The sequence below is a fragment of the Streptomyces sp. CB03234 genome (assembly GCF_001905885.1).
In the GTDB taxonomy this organism is placed as follows: domain Bacteria; phylum Actinomycetota; class Actinomycetes; order Streptomycetales; family Streptomycetaceae; genus Streptomyces.
Window position 1 is genome coordinate 478,898 of the sequence record NZ_LIYH01000006.1, and the last position, 20,288, is coordinate 499,185.

Consider the following 20,288-nt stretch of genomic DNA (forward strand, 5'->3'; position numbering starts at 1 on the left):
GTTGCCCCGTGTGGCGACGGGTCAATAAGACCAGAGCCTGTGAACCGAGTCAACACAGTTTGCGGGGTCTGGTTCGCGTCACACTGTGAAGCGACCCCTCTTGTGTACGGCTGTAGGATCGGCGCCACAGCAGCAGATGGAAGGAGTCAGCCAGGTGCCGGACAACGCAGCAGAGGTGACCGCGGCCGGGATCGCCCGCCTCGCCGGGGTGGGACGGGCCGCCGTCAGCAACTGGCGCCGTCGGCACGCCGACTTCCCCAAGCCCGTCGGCGGCACGGAGACCAGCCCCTCCTTCGCCCTGGCCGACGTCGAACGGTGGCTGCGCGCCCAGGGCAAGCTCGCCGAGGTACCGCTGCGTGAACGTGTCTGGCAGCAGATCGCCGGGCACCCGGCCGGGGCGGTCGCCGCGCTCGTGCACGCAGGCTGCGCCCTCCTCGTCGTACGGGAGAGGCCCAGCGGCTGGCTGGAGCTGGCCGCCGTGTCCGACGAGCGGATGACCGAGCTGCTGCCCACGGCCCTGGAGGAGGTCCTGACGCTCCGCTTCGGGATCGAACGGGCCGTCCCCACCCCGCCCCCGACCGAACTCGCGCCCTCCGTCCCGCTGCTGCGCGCCGTCGCCGAGCTCGCCGCCGAAGCCGGCGCCCGGCAGGCCTTCGAGTTCCTCCTCGGCCGCCACCTGGACGCCAACCCGCGCCAGTACACCCTCACCCCGCCCGGCCCCGCCGCGCTCATGGCCCGACTCGCCGGCCCCGCCCGGACGGTGCTCGACCCCGCCTCCGGCACCGGCGCCCTGCTGCGCGCCGTCGCCGAACCCGCCGCCCTGTACGCCCAGGAGACCGACCGCGACCTCGCCGCGCTCACGGCCCTCCGGCTGGCCCTGCACTCCGGCGCAGAGGTCCGCGCCCGGATCGGCGACTCGCTGCGCGCCGACGCGTTCGGGCAGCTCACCGCCGACGCGGTGCTCTGCCACCCGCCGTTCAACGAACGCAACTGGGGCCACGACGAACTCGCCTACGACCCGCGCTGGGAGTACGGCTTCCCCGCCCGCACCGAGTCCGAACTGGCCTGGGTCCAGCACGCCCTGGCCCGGCTGCGCCCCGGCGGCACCGCCGTCCTGCTGATGCCCCCCGCCGCCGCCTCCCGCCGCTCCGGCCGCCGCATCCGCGCCGACCTGCTGCGCCGCGGCGCGCTGCGGGCGGTCGTCGCCCTCCCGGCCGGGGCGGCACCCCCGTACGGCATCCCGCTCCACCTGTGGGTGCTGCGCAAGCCCGTCGCGGGCGCCCCCGCCTCACCGGAACTGCTGCTCGTCGACACCGCCGAGCACACCGACGCGGGCCGCGACAAGCTGGACTGGCCGGCCGTCCAGACCGCCGTACTGGACGCGTGGCTGCCCTTCGACAGACACGGCACCGTCGCCGAACAGCCCGGCGCCCACCGCTCGGTACCGGTCATCGAACTGCTCGACGACGACGTGGACCTCGCCCCCGCCCGCCACCTCCCGCCCCCGGCCGCCGCCGGCGGCGCTGAGGAACTGGCCGGGGTGCGCGACCGGCTCACGGCCGTCCTGCGCCGCACCGCCGAACTCACCCCGCTCCCCGCGCGGCCCGCGGCGCACGCCGAACCCGCCCGCCTCCCCGGCGTCACCGTCGGCGAACTCGCCCGCACCGGCGCCCTCGAACTGCGTACGGGCGGCTCGGGCACCGCCGGCGGGGCCGTCACCGTCCGCGGGGCCGGCACCGTCCTCACCGAGCATGACGTCCTGACCGGCCAGGCCCCCTCCGGAAGCCTCGCCGAAGGCACCGGCGAGGAGCCCGTGCTCGTACGCGCCGGTGACGTCGTCGTCCCCGTCCTCGGCGGCGGCTCCATCGCCCGGGTCGTCGACGAGGACACCGAGGGCGCCGCCCTCGGCCGCAACCTCCAGCTGCTGCGCCCCGAGCCCGCCGCGCTCGACCCCTGGTTCCTGGCCGGCTTCCTGCGCGGCACCGCCAACAACCGGCAGGCCAGCAGCTACGCGTCCACCGCCACCCGCCTCGACGTACGGCGCCTCCAACTGCCCCGCCTCCCGCTCGCCGACCAGCGGCGGTACGGCGAACGGTTCCGGGCGCTGGCCGAGTTCGAGGAGGCGCTGCGCGTCACGGGGCGGCTGGGCGAGCGGCTGGTGCGGGGCATGTACGACGGGCTGACGGACGGCACGGTCGAGGCCTGAGCGGCGGCCGTCGGCGATCAGTTCGACAACGGTTACGCACAACCCGGACGCCGTTGTCGGTGTCGATGTATACGCTCGTCTTCTTGTCCGACTCGCCACGTCGGCGCACGTCACCCAGGAGCAGTAAATGCACGGCCACGGCCACGCACCGCCACAGCCAGGGCGCCCCGCCGACAGCACGCTGGTCGCGCTGCGCACGCTCTTCGTGGCCCTCACCGTGCTGAGCTGCGGCTTCCTTGCCTGGGCGCCGCTGCTGCGGCTGGCCGTCATCACCCGGAGGATCCTCGACTGGGTGCTGTTCGGCGTGGTCGTGCTGCTCACCATCGGCGTCTTCGTCTTCCTCGGGGAGACCGTGCCGGAGGACGAGAAGCAGGAGATGAGCGACGGGGCGGCGCTCACCTTCGGGGGCTGGATGATCGGCACCATACTGACGGTCACCGTGTACTACTTGATCGTGGAGATACGGCACTTCGGACGGCTCGCCCCGCCGCAGCCCGTCGGTTACGGCTATCCGCCCGTCACGCCCCCGATCCCGTCCGCCTTTACCCAGCCCATGCACACACCCATGCCCCAGCGGCCCGCCCAGCCGTCCCCGCCCCAGCCGCAACCGGCGACACCGCCCCCCGCCAAGCCCCCGTCGCAGCGCATCGACCAGGTGCGCGCCGAGCTCGACGAGCTCAGCGACCTCCTCCGCAACGACCCCCGCGACCCCTGGGAAGAGCGCCGGTGAACGGGCGGATCATCGCCGACCGGTACGAGCTGTCCACCGTCATAGGCCAGGGCGGCATGGGCCAGGTCTGGACCGCCTACGACGGGCGGCTCGACCGCCGCGTCGCCGTCAAGCTGCTGCGCCCCGACCACATGGCCGCCGCCACCGCCGCCGGCGAGATGCGCCGCCGCTTCGTCCGCGAGTGCCGCGTCACCGCCCAGGTCTCCCACCCCGGCCTGGTCACCGTGCACGACGCGGGCAGCGACGGTGACGACCTGTACCTGGTCATGCAGTACGTGGAGGGCGCCGACCTCGCCGACCACCTCGCCGAGCACGACCCGTACCCCTGGCAGTGGGCGGTGTCCGTCGCCGCCCAGCTGTGCGCCGTGCTCGCCGCCGTGCACGCCGTGCCGATCGTCCACCGCGACCTCAAGCCGCGCAACGTCATGGTGAAGCCGGACGGCACGGTCACCGTCCTCGACCTGGGCGTCGCGTCCGTCATCGACACCGACACCACCCGCCTCACCCACACCGGCTCCCCCATCGGCAGCCCCGCCTACATGGCACCCGAGCAGGCCATGGGCGGTGCCGTCGGCCCGTACACCGACCTGTACGCGCTCGGCGCGCTCCTCCACGAACTGCTGAGCGGGAACGTGCCCTTCTCCGGCTCCACCGCCCTCGGCGTCCTCCACCGCCACCTGTACGAGCCGCCGGTGCCCGTCCGCCAGCTGCGTCCCGAGATACCCGAGGCCCTCGAAGCCCTGGTGCTGCGGCTGCTCGCCAAGGACCCGCAGGCCCGCCCGTCCTGCGCGCAGGAGGTGTACGAGTCCCTCGCCCCGCTGCTGCCCACGCGGGGCGGCCCGGCCGGCCCGCTCGACCCCACGCGCCCCTTCCTCCGCCCGCACGCCCCCTGGCCGGACCGGGCCACCACGCCCGCGCCCGTACCGCAGCCGGCCGTCCCGCCCGCCGCGAGCCGTCCCGATGTGGCGGCCGCCGTCGACGAGGTGAAGCGGCTGCTCGGCGAGGGCAGCATCACGCAGGCCGTCGACATCCTCGGCGGGATCCTCCCGGCCGCCGCCGCCGAGCACGGTGAGCACTCCCCGGTCGTGCGGATCCTGCGCAAGCAGTACGCGACGACGCTGATGGACGACGGCCAGTACCGGCGGGCCCTGCCCGAGCTGCGGCGCCTCGCCGAGGACCGCGAGGCCGAGGCGGGCCCGGCCGATCCGCAGACGCTGCAGTTCCGGTACGACGCGGCGCTGTGCCTGGAGCAGCTGGGCGAGACGGCCGCCGCGCTCGCCGAGTACCGCGCGGTCCTGCCGTACTGCGCGAGCAGCCAGTCGGCCGGCACCGACCCCGCCCGCGCCTTCGACATCCGGCACCGCATCGGGCACCTGCTGCTCGCGATGGGCGACCACGCGGCGGCCCAGCAGCAGCTGCAGAACCTGTTGTACGACGCGGAGCGGGCGTACGGGCCGTACCACCCGCTCCCGGCGGAGCTGCGCCGCGCGCTGGAGCGGCAGCAGCGGATGCGGGGCCTATAAGGCTTTAAGGCTTATGAGGCCGCGGCCGCCCGGCAGTACACCGAGTCCGCGACCCGCCCGAGACCGGTGAGCCCCGCCGGGCGCGCCCCCGCGTCCGAGCCGAGGACGACGACCGCCCCGGGAGCCGCCAGGTCCCGTACGGCCGCCAGGTCGTGGTCGCCGTTCACCACGATCACGCCGTAGCGGCGGTCGGAGATCCGCTCCCGTACGTCCGCGTCACCGAACCCGCCCCGCGCAATCCGTACCGCGTCGGCCGAACCGTTCCCGCCGCCCAGTGCCAGATTGCCGCGCACCACCTCCTCCCGGGTGGGCGAGGTGTCCAGCGGGTCGACGATCGTCAGCCGCGCCTCGACGCCGTCGCGCCGCAGCATCCGTTGCAGCGCGGCCGCGAACAGCCCGTGCAGGGTGCCGATCTCCAGCACGTCGCCGTTCGGCGGGGCGAGCAGCGGGACGGTCGCGAGGCGCCCGCACACGTCCGAGACCGTGCCGGCCAGGCCGCCGGCCCCGAGCGCCTCCACCGCGACCAGGTGGCGGTAGGCGATGGTGATGTCGTGCCGGGCCCGCTCGCCGCCGTCGCCGGTGACGGCGCGCACTTCGCGTACGAGGGTGTCGACCTGGGTCGCGGTGGGCATCCGGTGTCCGTCGCGCCCGGCCTGGTCGAGCAGCAGCCCGAGGCCGTAGCTCTGGCGGCGCAGGTCGGCCACTTCGTGGTGCAGGGCGTCGAGGTCTGCCTGGAACGCGGTCGTCACGCGCTCCATGCGCTGCTCGACCAGGGCGAACGCGGGGCGCAGGACCCGCTTCGCCAGCCGGTTGCTCAGAAGAGAGGGCATGCGGGGCAAGCTACGCCGCCCGGCCCGCCGAAGCGGTCACGGCACGGTGGTGCGCGGGTGAAGTCTTGGTGGCGCGCAGGCGACTCGCGCCGCGGACCACCACCAGCACGACGAGCGCCAGGCCGCCGATGGCGGCACCGGCGCGCAGCCCGGGCGGCCGGAAGGAGCACGAGACCGATGTCCGGTCGCCGCCGACGTCGAACGCCACCAGCCCGCCGTACGAACCGGCCGGGCGGCCCCCGCAGCGCCAGCCGGCGATGCGGGGGGCGGCCAGGACGGCCGTGCCGCGGGTGCCCGGGGGCAGTTCGGCGCGGACGCCGTCGGCGGTGACGTGGACCGTGAGCGCGCCGGTCGCCGTCAGCCGGGCCACGGCAGCCGCGAGCCGGGCCCGGTCCAGGCAGCCGACGCTCCCGGACGACGGCACGGCGCCCTTGCCGTCCAGCGTCACCGTCGCGCCCGCCGCCCGCTGCGTACCCAGTGGCGTCATCGGGGCGCGGCGCTTGGGCAGGCCGCCGCGCAGCTCCACCGGCGGGCCCGCCCCGAGGCGGGCCGTGCCGGTGAAGTCGGGCGCCCACACGAAGACTTCGCTGCCGACCGGGCACGCGCCATCGGCGGGGAGGTCGTAGACGCGTGACCCGAGCAGCAGCTCCTGGTTGTGGAACGGCGAAGCCCCGTACCGCAGTTCCCGGCCGGCCGGCCGGACCGTCACGAGCGGCAGGACGTCGGCCCGCCGCACCAGTGAGGAGTCCCGCCACCGCGCGCCCACCCCGAACAGCGCGTCCGTCACCGGGTTGTCCAGGGACTGCAGGTTCCGCCCGTTCGACGTCCACCCGCCGCCCAGCGCCGCCAGCGTCCGCGTGAGCACCGCCGGGGTGTGGCTGCTGTAGTACGCGGCGCCCTGGCCGCCCACCAGCAGCGGGTCGTTGCCGGTGAGCTGCGGGCGCCCGGGGTCGGTGCGGTGGCGCGGCCATCCGTCGGCCGCGGCCACCACCGCCGCGCGCGCCTCGTGCGCCGCGCCCCAGGCCGGGTAGTCGTCCAGCCGCGCGGGCCGCTCCCGGTCGGCGTACGCCGTGGTCGCCGCGGCCTGCCCGACCAGGACGCCCGCCAGCAGGGCGGCGCCGGCGATCCCGTACCGCCGCGCCCTCAGGCGCACCAGCGCCACCCCGCCCACACCGGCCGCGAGCCCCGCCGCGAACAGCGCGTACGCCCACCCGGACGCCAGGTCCCCGAAGGCCGCGCCCGCCGCGACCACCCCCAGCACCAGCGACCCGCCGCCCAGTGCCCGCCACCCCGGCCAGCCGTACGACACACCCGTCCACGCGGCGAGCACGACCACCCCCGCCAGGACGAACGTCTGCCGGTAGGGGCTGCCGTTGGGCGTGGCGAACACATGCCACACCAGGTGGGTCGGCTCCCACTGCAGCGACAGCACCACCCCCACCACCAGCCCCGTCCATATCCACCGCTCACGCGCCGGCACCCCCCGGTGGAAGGGCAGCACCGCCGCCAGCAGCAGGGCGCTCGTGCCCAGGAAGACGGCCGGGGTGAAGAAGCCGTACGTCGCCGGCAGCACCCGGGCGGCCACCTCCCCCCACCCGGCGGGCGCGAACTCCCGCGTCCAGCCCGGGTAGGCGTGCCGTGACCCGAGGAAGACGGGTACCAGGACCGGCGCGGCGAGCCCGATCCCCAGCAGCACCGTCCAGGCCGCCCGCCCGAGCACCCGCCACCCGCGCACCCCGCTCGCCAGCAGGACCAGCGCCGCGCCGATCGTCGCCATGTAGGCGGTGTAGAAGTTGGCCACCCACGCCACCGCGACGACCACCGGCCCCAGCACCGGATGCCGCCTTGTCCGCACCCACTCGCCGACCAGGCACAGCAGCGGGAAGGCGATCAGCCCGTCCAGCCACATCGGGTTGTACGACGCCTCGATGACGGCCCAGCCGCACAGCGCGTACGAGGCGCCCAGTACCGCCGCGCCCCACCAGGGCCCCGGGCGCTGGGCGAGCAGGAGCACGCTCATGGCGGTGGCCGCGACGGCCATTTTCAGGACCGTGATCACATACACGGCGAGGTCGATGTCGTCGCGCGGGAAGAGACCGACGAGCAGCGCGAACGGGCTCGTCAGATACGTGCCGAGGTCCGGCAGGAAGCTCGTGCCGTAGCCGGAGGACCAGTTGAGCAGCAGCCCGCCGTCCGCCCGCCCGTGCAGCAGGTCCCACAGGTGGGCGTGGAAGGGCACGAACTGGTTGCCCAGGTCGTTGACGCCGCGGGTGCGCGGCCCGAAGGGGAAGGTCCGGGCGACGGCGTCACCGGCGCAGACGGCGAGGGCGGTGAGGAACCCGGCGAGGGTGCCGGCGGCGGGCACGTTTCTCTGCATGGTGGGGCCGAATATGCCAGCGCCTCCGGCCGAAATCACCAGCCCCCGGGACCAGTTCATTCAATGGTCGCCTGACCGCCATGTGGAGCGACCGCCACCGACACGCACATCGGTTGTCGTTCTTCCGTGCTGATCTCGATAGTTGTGCCGTGTTTCAACGAAGAGGAGATCATCGGCCGCTTCCACGACCATGTGACCACGGAACTCGTCACCCTCGCGGCGGAATTCGCGGCGGAATTCGAGCTGGTCTATGTGGACGACGGAAGTCATGACCGTACCCTCCCCATCCTCGAAGGGATCGCGGCTTCGGACTCCCGTACACGCTATGTCTCCTTCAGCCGCAATTTCGGCAAGGAGGCGGCGATGCTGGCCGGCCTGCAGCACGCGGGCGGGGACGCGGTCGTCATCATGGACGCCGACCTCCAGCACCCGCCGGAGCTGATACGCCGCATGCTGCGCCTGCACGGCGAGGGCTTCGACCAGGTGATCGCCCGGCGCACCCGCACGGGCGACCGGGTGACCCGTACCGTCGCCGCCCGCGCCTACTACCGGCTGATCAACCGGCTCGTCGACGTCGAGCTCGTCGACGGCGTCGGCGACTTCCGGCTGCTGTCGCGCCGGACCGTCGACGCGGTACTGGAACTCACCGAGTACAACCGTTTCTCCAAGGGCCTCTTCGCCTGGGTCGGATTCCGCACCACCACCTTCGCGTACGAGAACGCGCGGCGCGAGCAGGGCCGCTCGAAATGGACCTTCGGCAAGCTGCTCAATTATGGCCTGGACGGTCTGATCTCCTTCAATGACAAACCGCTGCGGGCCGCGCTCTATCTCGGCCTGCTGCTGGTGTCCCTCGCCACCGCGTATGCCGCCTGGATCGTCGGTGTCGCGCTGGTGAACGGTGTCGACACCCCCGGTTATGTCACCCTGCTGGTGACGGTCACGGCACTCGCCGGCGTGCAGATGGTGATGCTGGGACTGGTCGGGGAGTATGTGGGCCGTATCTATTACGAGGTGAAACGGCGCCCGCACTTCCTGGTGAAGGCGACCAACACCCCCTTACCGCACCGACCACCCCGTGGGGAGCTCGTACGCCGATGACCGTCCGGGGCCAGATCGTCAGGTTCGCGCTGGTGGGCGTGGTGAACACCGCCACGTACTACGGCTGCTACCTGTTGTTGCTGACCCTGGGCCTGCCCTATGTGGCCGCGCATGTCGTCGCGTTCCTCACGTCCATGACCGGGTCCTTCTTCCTGAACTGCCGCTTCACCTACCGGACCCGTCCGACGTGGCGGAAGTTCCTGCTGTTCCCGCTGACCAATGCCGCGAACTTCGTGATCACGACGAGCGGCGTGTGGCTGCTGGTGGACGGGGCGGGCTTCTCCAGCCGGTACGCGCCGCTGGTCGCCGCCGCGGCGGCCATCCCGATCACCTTCGTCGTCTCCCGGACGATCATGCTGGGTCCCGAGACCGCCCGGACGCGTGAGTCGTTGACCCAAGCAGTGGCTCCGAAGTAGTGGCCTACGCCACGTCCACTGCATACCATCGATCACCGCAAGGTCGTTCACTCGTTCACACTGACGCACGACCCACGCCGGGAGGCTCCTTTGCACCGCCTGCGCAGCCCGCACCGCCGCCGTCGCACCGCGCTTTCCGTCTCCGCCGCGCTCCTCGCCGCGGCCCCGCTCCTGGCCGGCTGCGGAAGCGACGCCCACCCCGGCGCGGCGGCCGTCGTCGACGGCGACCGGATCGAGGTGTCCGCGCTCCAGGCCCAGGTCAGGGACGTACGCAGCGCCCAGGAGGCGTCCGGGCAGGCGAAGCAGCTGATCGAGGCCACCGGTGACCTGAACCGCGAGAAGCTCAACGGGATGATCTTCGACCGGGTGGTGGAGAAGGTCGCCGCGGACCACGGGATCACCGCCAGCCGCAAGGAGGTCCAGGAGACCCGCCGGGCCGCCGCGGCCCAGAGCGGCGGCGAGGAGCAGCTCGCCGCGATGCTGCTCCAGCAGCAGGGCGTCGCCCCCGACGAGATCGACGACGTCGTACGGCGCAACGTCCTCATGAACAAGATCGCCGCGAAGCTGGGCGCCGGGAACACCCCGGAGGGGCAGCAGAAGCTCACCCAGGTCTTCTCCGAGGCCTCGAAGCAGCTCGACATCGACGTGAACCCGCGGTACGGCACGTGGGACAACGACAAGATCCAGCTGGGCGAGTACAGCGCACCCTGGATCCGGCAGATCGGCAAGCAGCAGCAGATGTAGGTTCGAGGGGTGAACGCCGACACCCCCGACACCGACACCACCGACGCCGCCGGCCGTATCGTCCTGCTCACCGCCAGCCACCGCGTCGCGCCAGGGCTGCTGTCCTGGCCCGCGTGGCGGACGCTGCACGCCGCCGACCGGGTCCTGTGCGCCGACGCCGGGCACCCTCAGCTGCCGTACCTGCGCGAGGCGGGCGTCACGGTCGAGATCGCCGCGCCGACCGCCGAGGAACTGGTCGGCGCCTGCGCCGGGGGCGCCACCGTGGTGGTCGTGGCGGCCGGCGAGGGCGAGGGCGCCCTGACGGACGGGCTGGCCCGCATGGCGGGCTCCGGCCGGGTCGCGATGCCCGACCTGGAGCTGCTGCCCGGCTCGTACGACCTGCCGGGCGCCCGGCTGCTGGACCTCGTCGAGGTGATGGACCGCATCCGCCGCGAATGCCCCTGGTCGTCGCAGCAGACCCACAAGGGCCTGGCGAAGTACGGCATCGAGGAGGCGTACGAACTCGTCGAGGCCATCGAGGACGGCGACCGCGACGAGCTGCGCGAGGAACTCGGGGACGTGCTCCTCCAGGTGGTCTTCCACGCGCGGATCGCCCAGGAGCACGAGGAGGAGCCGTTCTCGATCGACGACGTGGCCGGCACGATCGTCGACAAGCTCATCCACCGCCACCCCCACGTCTTCGGCGAGGAGCGCGCCGAGACGCCGGATGAGGTCAAGGAGCACTGGCTGCGGACGAAGGCGATCGAGAAGCGGCGCGCGTCGGTGACCGACGGCGTCCCGCTCGGCCAGCCGGGCCTCGCCCTGGCGGCCAAGCTCGCGAGCCGGGTCCGCAACGCGGGCCTGGACGTCCCGCCGCCGTCCGGCGACGGCCTCGGCTACGAGCTGCTGGCCCTGGCGGTACGGGCGGAAGCGGCGGGCGTGGACCCGGAGGCGGCGCTGCGTGCGGCGGGCCGGGCCTACCGCGACGCGATCCGCGCGGCGGAGGCCGCCGGGGCGCCGGATACCGTCGAGGAGTGAACGCCCCGCACGACGACCCTCCGGCCACCTCCGGCACCCCGAGCTCCCGGCCCGCCCCGGGCGGTGCTCCCACCCGCCCGAGCCCGCCAGGCCCCCCGGCCGCCCCGGAGGGCGACGCATCGCAGGCCGGCGCCCCGGCCCCGCAGGGCCACCCGCCCGCCCCGGCCGCCCCGGGGCGCCCGACCGCCCCGGAGGGTGGCGCCCCGGAGGGTGGCGCCCCGACCGCCCCGGAGGGCACCGCGCCCGAGCTCTTCACGTGGGAGTTCGCCACCGACCCGTACCCCGCCTACGCCTGGCTGCGGGAGCACGCGCCCGTGCACCGGACCAAGCTGCCCAGCGGGGTCGAGGCGTGGCTGGTGACCCGGTACGCGGACGCGCGGCAGGCGCTGGCCGATCAGCGGCTGAGCAAGAACCCGGCGCATCACGACGAGCCCGCGCACGCCAAGGGCAAGACCGGCATTCCGGGCGAGCGCAAGGCCGAGCTGATGACGCATCTGCTCAACATCGACCCGCCGGACCACACCCGGCTGCGCCGTCTGGTGTCCAAGGCGTTCACGCCCCGCCGTGTGGCGGAGTTCGCGCCGCGGGTGCAGGAGCTCACGGACCGGCTCATCGACAACTTCGCCACAAAGGGGAGCGCCGACCTCATCCACGAGTTCGCCTTCCCGCTCCCCATTTACGCCATTTGCGACATGCTGGGCGTGCCCCGCGAGGACCAGGACGACTTCCGCGACTGGGCCGGGATGATGATCCGGCACGGCGGCGGGCCGCGCGGCGGGGTCGCCCGGTCGGTGAAGAAGATGCGGGGGTACCTCGCCGAGCTGATCCACCGCAAGCGGGAAGGCCTGCGGCAAGGAGGGGACGACGACCTGATCTCGGGGCTCATCAGGGCCTCGGACCACGGCGAGCACCTCACCGAGAACGAGGCCGCCGCGATGGCGTTCATCCTCCTGTTCGCCGGTTTCGAAACCACCGTGAACCTGATCGGCAACGGGGTGTACGCGCTGCTGCGCAACCCCGACCAGCGCGAGCGCCTCCAGACGTCCCTCGCCGCCGGTGAGCGCGGGCTGCTGGAGACCGGGGTCGAGGAACTGCTGCGCTACGACGGGCCGGTGGAGCTGGCGACGTGGCGGTTCGCGACCGAGCCGCTCACCATCGGCGGCGAGCGGATCGCGGCCGGCGACCCCGTCCTCGTCGTGCTCGCCGCCGCCGACCGGGACCCCGAGCGGTTCGCGGAGCCGGACGTGCTCGACCTGGCGCGGCGTGACAACCAGCACCTGGGGTACGGGCACGGCATCCACTACTGCCTCGGCGCACCGCTCGCCCGGCTGGAGGGGCAGACCGCGCTCGCGACGCTGCTCACCCGCCTGCCCGACCTTCGGCTTGCGGTGGATCCGGCCGATTTGCGGTGGCGTGGGGGGCTGATCATGCGGGGACTGCGCACACTCCCGGTCGAGTTCACCCCTATTGAGAAGTGACGCCCCGTCAGAACTGTGATCTTCGCGTAATCTCCGCTGCATCGACTTGTGACTGGCGTTCGAATGCCGCTACGTTCACCCCCACCTCAGCAGTCACGCGAAAGGCAGCACGCATGCGCTCCGGGAACGGCCGGCACCGACGACCCCGTCAAGCCCCCGCCATCGTCGTCGCGGCAGGGGTGACCGGATCCGCCATCGCGCTCCCGCTGCTCGGCGCGGGTTCCGCGTCGGCGGCGGACGCCACCACATGGGACCGGGTGGCCGAATGCGAGTCCGGCGGCATGTGGAGCGCCGACCTCGGCAATGGCTTCTACGGCGGCCTGCAGATGTCGCAGGAGACGTGGGAGTCGTACGGAGGTCTCGCCCACGCCGCGCGCCCCGACCTCGCCAGCCGCGCCGAGCAGATAGCCGTCGCCGAGAAGATCTACGCCGCGACGGGCGTCAAGATGTGGGAGACCTGCGCCCCCATCGCGGGCCTGGGCGGCGCCACCAAGGCGCCCGAGGCCGACCTGGGCATCGTGCCCACCGCGCCCGGCGAGACCGCCCCGGCGACGCCCGGGGCGACGGACCCCGCCGGGACGCTCGAGGACCCGAGCGCACCCGAGGCGTCCCAGCCGGCCGGGACGCTCCTGCCCACCGAGCCCGCTCCGGCGACGCCCGACCCGTCCGGGAGCCCGTCCGGGACCCCGACCGGGGACCCGGCCCAGAGCCCCGCCCCCGGCACCGGCACCGGCAAGCACCGCGGCGAGGCCGCCCCGGAGGAGCCCGCGGCGACCGACCCGAAGGCCCCGGCCGCCCCCGCCGCACCGGAGGGCGAAAGCACCACCAAGCCCACCGAATCCGCCGATCCCGCCGATACCGGCAATTCGGCCACCGGGCGCGAAAGCGACGGGCATGCCTCCCGGGGTGACGGAGCGACACGCGATCCGGGGAGCGTCGAGCCCGGCGCGTACACCGTCCGTCCCGGCGACAACCTCTGGACCATCGCGGACGAGCACAAGCTCCCCGGCGGCTGGTCGGCCCTCTACGAGGCCAACAAGGGCACCGTCGGTGCCGACCCGGACCTCATCCTCCCTGGCCAGAGCCTGGAGCTGACGCCGGATCAGCCCTGAGCGCAGGGTAAATGTCCACTTCTGTGTAAGTGAGACATGAATCTCTTCGCCCCAACTGGCGCGCCAACACCGACCGAACCGCACAATCCGCCCGTCACCTGCGTAAACGCCCGTCAAGGGCAGGTGTGTACGGGCGTATTGACCCCGATGTCCGTCTTTGAACTTCGGGGAGGTCTGTGTCTACCGTCGTGACCGCTCGCCACCGCGGGCCCCATCGACCGGAACGCCGAATCCTGCCGCCGGTCGACGGGAACAGTCGTCGCGTCATGCGCCGAAGGCAGGAGCGGGGGACCCAAGGTAAGTGCCGGCCCGGCGGCCATGGAGACATGGCACCGACAACCGGCTTGGGGTGAAGCCGCGCGCACAGCAGTGCCGCGCGGCCGGGCAGCTCACGCCCGAACCCGACAGCTCACCTCGCAGGCGTCGGTGAGGAGATGTCCCATGCTGTTCTCCAGCAAGGCCAAGCACCGTCGCCCCTCCAAGGCCGCCCGGTTCGCCGCGTTCGCCGGCATCACCGGTGTCGCCGTCGCCGCCCCGCTGATGGGCGCCACGTCCGCCTCGGCCGCCACCGCCGCCGAGTGGGACAAGGTCGCCCAGTGCGAGTCCGGCGGCAACTGGTCCATCAACACCGGCAACGGCTACTACGGCGGTCTGCAGTTCTCGGCCTCCACCTGGGCCGCGTACGGCGGCACCGCGTACGCCCCGACCGCCGACCAGGCCTCCAAGTCGCAGCAGATCCAGATAGCCGAGAAGGTCCTCGCCGGCCAGGGCAAGGGCGCGTGGCCGAGCTGCGGCGTCGGCCTGTCCAGCGCCTCGTACGACGGCGGCGAGACCCAGAGTGCCCCGGCGCAGGAGCGCAAGGCCGAGCAGCCCACCACGCGCAGCGAGCAGCGCACCGCGCCGAAGGCCGAAGCCGCGCCGAAGGCCGAGGCCGCGCCGAAGAAGACCGTCACCACCCCGACCGGCAAGAAGGTCGAGAAGGGCGACGGCGAGTACAAGGTGAAGGCCGGCGACACCCTCAGCACCATCGCCGCCGAGAAGAAGGTCGCGGGCGGCTGGGAGAAGCTCTTCGAGCTGAACAAGGACATCGTCGACGACGCCGACCTGATCTACCCGGGCCAGCAGCTCCACCTGAGCTGAGCCCCGTGCACCACCCCGGCCCGGCGTGTCCTTCCCCTGTACGCGCCGGGCCGGGGTTTCCCGTCGCCGCACCCCTGAGCGACCCGCCGCACACTGCGGCTACCGGCCAGTAAGTTTCGTGGCGTTTTGCCCGCAATGCCGACTCGTGAGCCCTTTTTCGTCCCAGGAGGCGGGCGTCGGCCGGCTCCGGCCCCCCGGCCGGTTAGGCTCTTGCCGCAAGGCCAAAGAGACCCTGCACCGCATGCGTCACATTTTGCGTCACATCCCAGAAGGAGATGCTCGTGCCGTCCATCGACGTCGTCGTAGCCCGGGAAATCCTGGACTCCCGAGGCAACCCCACGGTCGAGGTCGAGGTCGGCCTCGACGACGGCAGCACCGGCCGTGCTGCCGTCCCGTCCGGTGCGTCCACCGGAGCGTTCGAGGCCCTCGAGCTCCGCGACGGTGACAAGGACCGCTACCTCGGCAAGGGTGTCGAGAAGGCCGTCCTCGCCGTCATCGAGCAGATCGGCCCGGAGCTCGTCGGCTACGACGCCACCGAGCAGCGGCTGATCGACCAGGCGATGTTCGACCTGGACGCCACCCCGGACAAGTCGTCGCTCGGCGCCAACGCCATCCTCGGCGTCTCCCTCGCCGTCGCGCACGCCGCCTCCGAGGCGTCCGACCTGCCGCTCTTCCGCTACCTGGGCGGCCCGAACGCGCACCTGCTGCCCGTTCCGATGATGAACATCCTGAACGGCGGCTCGCACGCCGACTCCAACGTGGACATCCAGGAGTTCATGATCGCCCCGATCGGGGCGGAGTCCTTCTCCGAGGCCCTGCGCTGGGGCGCCGAGGTCTACCACACCCTGAAGAAGGTCCTGAAGGAGAAGGGCCTCTCCACGGGCCTGGGTGACGAGGGCGGCTTCGCCCCGAACCTCGACTCCAACCGCGCCGCCCTCGACCTCATCCTCGAGGCCATCAAGCAGGCCGGCTACGCCCCGGGCAAGGACATCGCCCTGGCGCTCGACGTCGCCGCGTCCGAGTTCTACAAGGACGGCGCCTACCAGTTCGAGGGCAAGTCCCGCTCGGCCGCCGAGATGACGGACTACTACGCCGAGCTCGTCGACGCGTACCCGCTGGTCTCCATCGAGGACCCGCTGTTCGAGGACGACTGGGACGGCTGGAAGACCATCACCGAGAAGCTGGGCTCCAAGGTCCAGCTCGTCGGTGACGACCTGTTCGTCACCAACCCGGAGCGCCTGGCGCGCGGCATCGAGGAGAACGCCGCCAACGCCCTGCTGGTCAAGGTCAACCAGATCGGTTCGCTGACCGAGACCCTGGACGCCGTCGAGATGGCCCAGCGCAACGGCTTCAAGTGCATGATGTCGCACCGCTCCGGCGAGACCGAGGACGTCACCATCGCCGACCTGGCCGTCGCCACCAACTGCGGCCAGATCAAGACCGGCGCCCCGGCCCGCTCCGAGCGCGTCGCCAAGTACAACCAGCTGCTGCGCATCGAGGAGATCCTCGACGACGCGGCGGTGTACGCGGGCCGCAGCGCCTTCCCGCGCTTCAAGGGCTGATCCACGGCATAGCCCGGTTACGTACGTCCCCGGCCACGGTCCCGTACCGTGTCCGGGGACGTACGTACGTAACGGGCAAGGGGAGGCGGGTAAGCACATGGCCCGGGACCGGTTCTCCACCGCGACCAGGCTGCGACTGCTCGGCGAGCAGACCGCCGCCCGCGTCTACCGCTCCCAGACCCGCCGGCAGGCCCGCCGCTCCCGGCTCACCGGCCGCGCGGCCTTCCTCGCGCTGGTCGTCTGCTCGCTGGTGGTGGCCCTGGCCTACCCGATGCGCCAATGGGTGTCCCAGCGCGCCGAGATCGCCGAGCAGGAGCGGCTGGCGGCCGAGGCGAGCGAGCGCGTCGAACGGCTGCGCGACGAGAAGGCGCGGCTCCAGGACGACGCGTACATCAAGCGCCTCGCCCGCGAGCACCTGCACTATGTACTCCCCGGGGAGACCGGCTACACGGTCATCGACCCCGACGCGGTGCGCGAGCGCCGCACCGACCAGGGCGCGGCCGACCGCCCCTGGTACTCCAACCTCTGGGACGGCGTGGACACCGCCGACCGCACCGACCGCACCGACCGCACCGACCGCAAGTAGAACCCAAGGCAGGCATGGAAACGCCCCCTCCGCAGACCGAACGCACCGAGCCCACCGAGGCGGACGTCGCGGCGTTCAAGGAACAGCTCGGCCGCCCGCCGCGCGGCCTGCGCGCCATCGCGCACCGCTGCCCGTGCGGCAACCCGGACGTGGTGGAGACCGCGCCCCGGCTCCCGGACGGCACGCCGTTCCCGACGACGTACTACCTCACCTGCCCGCGCGCGGCCTCCGCGATCGGCACGCTGGAGGCGAACGGCGTCATGAAGGAGATGACCGAGCGGCTCCAGAGCGACCCGGAGCTGGCCGCCGCCTACCGCGCCGCGCACGAGGACTACATCGCGCGCCGTGACGCCATCGAGGTGCTGGAGGGCTTCCCGAGCGCCGGCGGGATGCCGGACCGCGTGAAGTGCCTGCACGTGCTCGTCGGCCATTCGCTGGCCGCCGGGCCGGGCGTGAACCCGCTGGGCGACGAGGCCATCGCGATGCTGCCGGAGTGGTGGGCCAAGGGCCCCTGCGTCACCGCGCAGAAGGAGGACGACCGGTGACCCGGGTCGCCGCCATCGACTGCGGTACGAACTCCATCCGCCTCCTCGTCGCCGATGTCGACCCGTCGAGCGGCGAAGTGACCGACCTGGACCGGCGGATGACGATCGTCCGGCTCGGCCAGGGCGTCGACAGGACCGGGCGGCTCGCGCCCGAGGCGCTGGAGCGGACGTTCGCCGCGTGCCGCGAGTACGCGGCCGTCATCAAGGAGTACGGGGCGCAGAGGCTGCGTTTCGTGGCGACGTCCGCCTCGCGCGACGCCGAGAACCGGGACGACTTCGTCCGGGGCGTGAAGGACATCCTGGGCGTGGAGCCCGAGGTCATCACCGGTGACCAGGAGGCGGAGTTCTCCTTCACCGGGGCGACCAAGGAGCTGACGGACACCGGCGCCGGGGAGTACCTGGTCGTGGACATCGGCGGCGGCTCCACCGAGTTCGTCGTCGGCAGCACGCACGCGCGTGCCGCCCGGTCCGTCGACATCGGCTGCGTACGCCTGACCGAGCGTCATGTGCGCAGCGACCCGCCCTCCGAGGCCGAGGTGGCCGCGATCCGGGCGGACGTCGAGGCGGCGCTGGACCTGGCGGAGGAGACCGTTCCGCTGCGGGACGCGGAGACGCTCGTCGGGCTGGCCGGTTCGGTCACGACGGTCGCGGCGATCGCGCTGGGGCTGGCCGAGTACGACTCGGCGGCGATCCACCGCTCCCGTATCGGCTACGAGCAGGTCGCCGAGGTCACGGCGCGGCTGCTGGCCGCGACGCACGACGAGCGGTCCGCGATCCCGGTCATGCACCCGGGGCGGGTGGACGTCATCGTCTCCGGGGCGCTGGTCCTGCTGGCCGTCATGGAGCGGATCGGGGCCCGTGAGGTGGTCGTCTCCGAACACGACATTCTGGATGGAATCGCCCTGTCGCTCGTCTGATCCACGCCGGAACAGAGCGCCGCCCGACGGGCGGTCGGAAAAGTTCGTGAAGTTCTTCACAAGGAAAAGGGCCCTGATGGGGGTCACGGAGCCGCTCAAGGGCCTCCGGCACCCTCCTCGGGGCCCTTGTCTACGCTCGTGGGCAGTGGTTGGCCTATGTTTCGCAGGCGTGAACTGCGGTGTGGTCCACCGTTAAAAGGTGCTCGCTCGCCCAGTTCAGCGGGGGTGAACAACGTCTTCCGTTACACCCTGGTTCCCTCACCGCGCCATGACCTCGGTCACGCGGGCCGCGCAGTGTAGCAGAGGTACCCCAGAACCTTGTGAAGGGGCGCACGAGCGACCCCCCTCCGGCGGGTGGATACTCGATGGCATGAGCACCACGGAGCGTCCCAGGATCCTCGTAGTAGGCGGTGGGTACGTAGGCCTGTACGCAGCTCGGCGCATTCTCAAGAAGATGCGCTACGGCGAGGCGACCGTCACGGTCGTCGACCCCCGGTCGTACATGACCTACCAGCCCTTCCTGCCCGAAGCCGCCGCCGGCAGCATCTCGCCGCGGCACGTCGTCGTCCCGCTGCGACGCGTGCTGCCCAAGGCCGAGGTACTCACCGGCCGGGTCACCACCATCGACCAGGACCGCAAGGTCGCCACGATCGCGCCGCTCGTCGGCGAGTCGTACGAGCTGCCCTTCGACTACCTGGTGATCGCGCTCGGCGCGGTCTCCCGCACCTTCCCGATCCCCGGCCTCGCCGAGCAGGGCATCGGCATGAAGGGCATCGAGGAGGCCATCGGCCTGCGCAACCACGTCCTCGAGCAGCTCGACAAGGCCGACTCGACGACCGACGAGGAGGTCCGCCGCAAGGCGCTGACCTTCGTCTTCGTGGGCGGCGGCTTCGCCGGCGCGGAGACCATCGGCGAGGTCGAGGACCTGGCCCGCGACGCCGCGAAGTACTACAAGAACGTGAAGCGCGAGGACATGCGCTTCATCCTGGTGGACGCCGCGGACAAGATCCTTCCCGAGGTCGGGCCGAAGCTCGGCAAGTACGGCAAGGAGCACCTGGAGGGCCGCGGGGTCGAGGTCTACCTCTCGACGTCCATGGACTCCTGCGTCGACGGCCACGTGGTGCTGAAGAACGGGCTGGAGGTCGATTCCAACACCATCGTGTGGACCGCCGGTGTGAAGCCCAACCCGGCGCTCGCCCGCTACGGCCTGCCGCTGGGCCCGCGCGGCCACGTGGACTGCGACGCCACGCTCCAGGTCAAGGGCACCGACTACATCTGGGCCGCCGGCGACAACGCCCAGGTCCCGGACCTCGTCGGCCGCAAGGCCGGCAACGAGAACGCCTGGTGCCCGCCGAACGCCCAGCACGCCCTGCGCCAGGCCCGGGTCCTCGGTGACAACGTGATCTCCGGCATGCGGGGCTTCCCGCAGAAGGAGTACAGCCACGCCAACAAGGGTGCGGTCGCCGGTCTCGGCCTGCACAAGGGTGTCGCGATGATCGTCATGGGCAAGGTGAAGATCAAGCTCAAGGGCCGTCTCGCCTGGTACATGCACCGCGGTTACCACGGCATGGCGATGCCGACCTGGAACCGCAAGATCCGCGTCTTCGCGGACTGGACCCTCGCCATGTTCCTCAAGCGCGAGGTCGTCTCGCTCGGCGCCATCGAGTCGCCGCGCGAGGAGTTCTACGAGGCGGCCAAGCCGGCCCCGGCGGCGCCGGCGGCGTCGAAGCCGGAGAAGGCCAAGGCCTCCTGAACAGGTTCTGAGCCGGTCCTGACCGGTCCTGAGCCGGTCCTGAGCCGGTCCTGAGCCAGTCAGGACCCGGCCCTGAGCCGGTCTTGACCCGGTCAGCGGACCGAAGCCCTCGCAAAGGGGCCGCCTGCCATCCGTGGTGCGGGCGGCCCCTTTCGCGTACCCGGACGCGGGAGTCCGGATACCGGGGCGGCTCCGGCGGGCTGAGGGGGCGTCAAGGCGTGTGCCGCACCAGGAACGGGGCTTTTTGCCGTCGC

At 72.4% G+C, this 20,288-nt stretch carries 17 protein-coding genes and 1 riboswitch; of the genes, 15 read left to right on the forward strand and 2 right to left on the reverse strand.

The window, feature by feature from the left end; genetic code table 11:
• The first annotated feature begins 154 nt into the window (after nucleotides 1-154).
• From AMK26_RS27915 to AMK26_RS27925, 3 genes are all read left to right on the forward strand, one after another.
• Complete coding sequence (locus AMK26_RS27915; protein WP_443333193.1) at nucleotides 155-2,206, forward strand: N-6 DNA methylase; 2,052 nt, start codon at nucleotides 155-157, stop codon at nucleotides 2,204-2,206.
• A gap of 127 nt (nucleotides 2,207-2,333) precedes the next feature.
• Nucleotides 2,334-2,936: a hypothetical protein gene (locus AMK26_RS27920; protein ID WP_073757580.1), complete on the forward strand. Its 603-nt coding sequence runs from the start codon at nucleotides 2,334-2,336 to the stop codon at nucleotides 2,934-2,936.
• The gene (locus tag AMK26_RS27925; RefSeq protein ID WP_073757582.1) at nucleotides 2,933-4,459 is read left to right on the forward strand and encodes a serine/threonine-protein kinase; all 1,527 of its coding nucleotides are present in this window, start codon (nucleotides 2,933-2,935) and stop codon (nucleotides 4,457-4,459) included. Before AMK26_RS27920 ends, AMK26_RS27925 begins: the two co-directional genes overlap by 4 nt.
• An 11-nt stretch (nucleotides 4,460-4,470) precedes the next feature.
• Here the strand turns inward: AMK26_RS27925 and AMK26_RS27930 are convergent, their stop codons facing one another.
• Entirely contained in the window at nucleotides 4,471-5,289 is an 819-nt protein-coding gene (locus AMK26_RS27930; RefSeq protein ID WP_073757865.1) for a class I SAM-dependent methyltransferase, read from the reverse strand.
• A gap of 10 nt (nucleotides 5,290-5,299) precedes the next feature.
• A complete protein-coding gene (locus AMK26_RS27935; RefSeq protein ID WP_073757584.1) occupies nucleotides 5,300-7,666 on the reverse strand; it encodes a YfhO family protein in 2,367 nt (788 codons plus the stop codon).
• Between the two features lie 126 nt (nucleotides 7,667-7,792).
• Here AMK26_RS27935 and AMK26_RS27940 point away from each other — a divergent pair, with 126 nt between their 5' ends.
• The 12 genes from AMK26_RS27940 to AMK26_RS27995 all read left to right on the forward strand — a co-directional run bounded on the left by AMK26_RS27940 (nucleotide 7,793) and on the right by AMK26_RS27995 (nucleotide 20,034).
• Entirely contained in the window at nucleotides 7,793-8,764 is a 972-nt protein-coding gene (locus AMK26_RS27940; RefSeq protein ID WP_073757586.1) for a glycosyltransferase family 2 protein, read from the forward strand.
• Entirely contained in the window at nucleotides 8,761-9,180 is a 420-nt protein-coding gene (locus AMK26_RS27945) for a GtrA family protein (protein WP_073757588.1), read from the forward strand. The genes AMK26_RS27940 and AMK26_RS27945 overlap by 4 nt, the downstream gene beginning before the upstream one ends.
• A 90-nt stretch (nucleotides 9,181-9,270) precedes the next feature.
• Complete coding sequence (locus AMK26_RS27950; RefSeq protein ID WP_241838096.1) at nucleotides 9,271-9,924, forward strand: SurA N-terminal domain-containing protein; 654 nt, start codon at nucleotides 9,271-9,273, stop codon at nucleotides 9,922-9,924.
• A 9-nt stretch (nucleotides 9,925-9,933) separates the two neighbouring features.
• Nucleotides 9,934-10,941 carry a nucleoside triphosphate pyrophosphohydrolase gene (locus AMK26_RS27955; RefSeq protein ID WP_073757590.1) on the forward strand — a complete coding sequence of 336 codons (1,008 nt, stop codon included), beginning with the start codon at nucleotides 9,934-9,936 and terminating at the stop codon, nucleotides 10,939-10,941.
• Nucleotides 10,938-12,419, forward strand: a complete 1,482-nt coding sequence (locus AMK26_RS27960) for a cytochrome P450 family protein (protein WP_241838097.1) — start codon at nucleotides 10,938-10,940, stop codon at nucleotides 12,417-12,419. Before AMK26_RS27955 ends, AMK26_RS27960 begins: the two co-directional genes overlap by 4 nt.
• A gap of 113 nt (nucleotides 12,420-12,532) precedes the next feature.
• Nucleotides 12,533-13,531, forward strand: coding sequence for a LysM peptidoglycan-binding domain-containing protein (locus AMK26_RS38435; RefSeq protein ID WP_073757592.1), 999 nt, complete (start codon nucleotides 12,533-12,535; stop codon nucleotides 13,529-13,531).
• A 259-nt stretch (nucleotides 13,532-13,790) separates the two neighbouring features.
• Nucleotides 13,791-13,969, forward strand: a riboswitch (cyclic di-AMP (ydaO/yuaA leader).
• Nucleotides 13,970-13,972: 3 nt separating this feature from the next.
• Entirely contained in the window at nucleotides 13,973-14,671 is a 699-nt protein-coding gene (locus AMK26_RS27970; RefSeq protein WP_073757594.1) for a LysM peptidoglycan-binding domain-containing protein, read from the forward strand.
• A gap of 281 nt (nucleotides 14,672-14,952) precedes the next feature.
• Complete coding sequence (eno, locus tag AMK26_RS27975) at nucleotides 14,953-16,233, forward strand: phosphopyruvate hydratase (RefSeq protein ID WP_107421063.1); 1,281 nt, start codon at nucleotides 14,953-14,955, stop codon at nucleotides 16,231-16,233.
• Between the two features lie 97 nt (nucleotides 16,234-16,330).
• A complete protein-coding gene (locus AMK26_RS27980) occupies nucleotides 16,331-16,819 on the forward strand; it encodes an FtsB family cell division protein (protein WP_073757598.1) in 489 nt (162 codons plus the stop codon).
• 14 nt (nucleotides 16,820-16,833) lie between these two features.
• Nucleotides 16,834-17,364: a DUF501 domain-containing protein gene (locus AMK26_RS27985; protein WP_073757600.1), complete on the forward strand. Its 531-nt coding sequence runs from the start codon at nucleotides 16,834-16,836 to the stop codon at nucleotides 17,362-17,364.
• Nucleotides 17,361-18,281 carry a Ppx/GppA phosphatase family protein gene (locus AMK26_RS27990; RefSeq protein ID WP_073757602.1) on the forward strand — a complete coding sequence of 307 codons (921 nt, stop codon included), beginning with the start codon at nucleotides 17,361-17,363 and terminating at the stop codon, nucleotides 18,279-18,281. Before AMK26_RS27985 ends, AMK26_RS27990 begins: the two co-directional genes overlap by 4 nt.
• A 370-nt stretch (nucleotides 18,282-18,651) precedes the next feature.
• On the forward strand, nucleotides 18,652-20,034 hold the full coding sequence (locus tag AMK26_RS27995; protein ID WP_073757604.1) for an NAD(P)/FAD-dependent oxidoreductase: 1,383 nt from the start codon (nucleotides 18,652-18,654) through the stop codon (nucleotides 20,032-20,034).
• Nucleotides 20,035-20,288: the final 254 nt, after the last annotated feature.

Excerpts from the sequence above, each read along its gene's own strand:
- AMK26_RS27920 (WP_073757580.1), top strand. The coding sequence starts at position 2,334 with ATGCACGGCCACGGCCACGCACCGCCACAGCCAGGGCGCCCCGCCGAC.
- AMK26_RS27930 (WP_073757865.1), bottom strand. The coding sequence starts at position 5,289 with ATGCCCTCTCTTCTGAGCAACCGGCTGGCGAAGCGGGTCCTGCGCCCC.
- AMK26_RS27935 (WP_073757584.1), bottom strand. The coding sequence starts at position 7,666 with ATGCAGAGAAACGTGCCCGCCGCCGGCACCCTCGCCGGGTTCCTCACC.
- AMK26_RS27945 (WP_073757588.1), top strand. The coding sequence starts at position 8,761 with ATGACCGTCCGGGGCCAGATCGTCAGGTTCGCGCTGGTGGGCGTGGTG.
- AMK26_RS38435 (WP_073757592.1), top strand. The coding sequence starts at position 12,533 with ATGCGCTCCGGGAACGGCCGGCACCGACGACCCCGTCAAGCCCCCGCC.
- AMK26_RS27970 (WP_073757594.1), top strand. The coding sequence starts at position 13,973 with ATGCTGTTCTCCAGCAAGGCCAAGCACCGTCGCCCCTCCAAGGCCGCC.
- AMK26_RS27980 (WP_073757598.1), top strand. The coding sequence starts at position 16,331 with ATGGCCCGGGACCGGTTCTCCACCGCGACCAGGCTGCGACTGCTCGGC.
- AMK26_RS27985 (WP_073757600.1), top strand. The coding sequence starts at position 16,834 with ATGGAAACGCCCCCTCCGCAGACCGAACGCACCGAGCCCACCGAGGCG.
- AMK26_RS27995 (WP_073757604.1), top strand. The coding sequence starts at position 18,652 with ATGAGCACCACGGAGCGTCCCAGGATCCTCGTAGTAGGCGGTGGGTAC.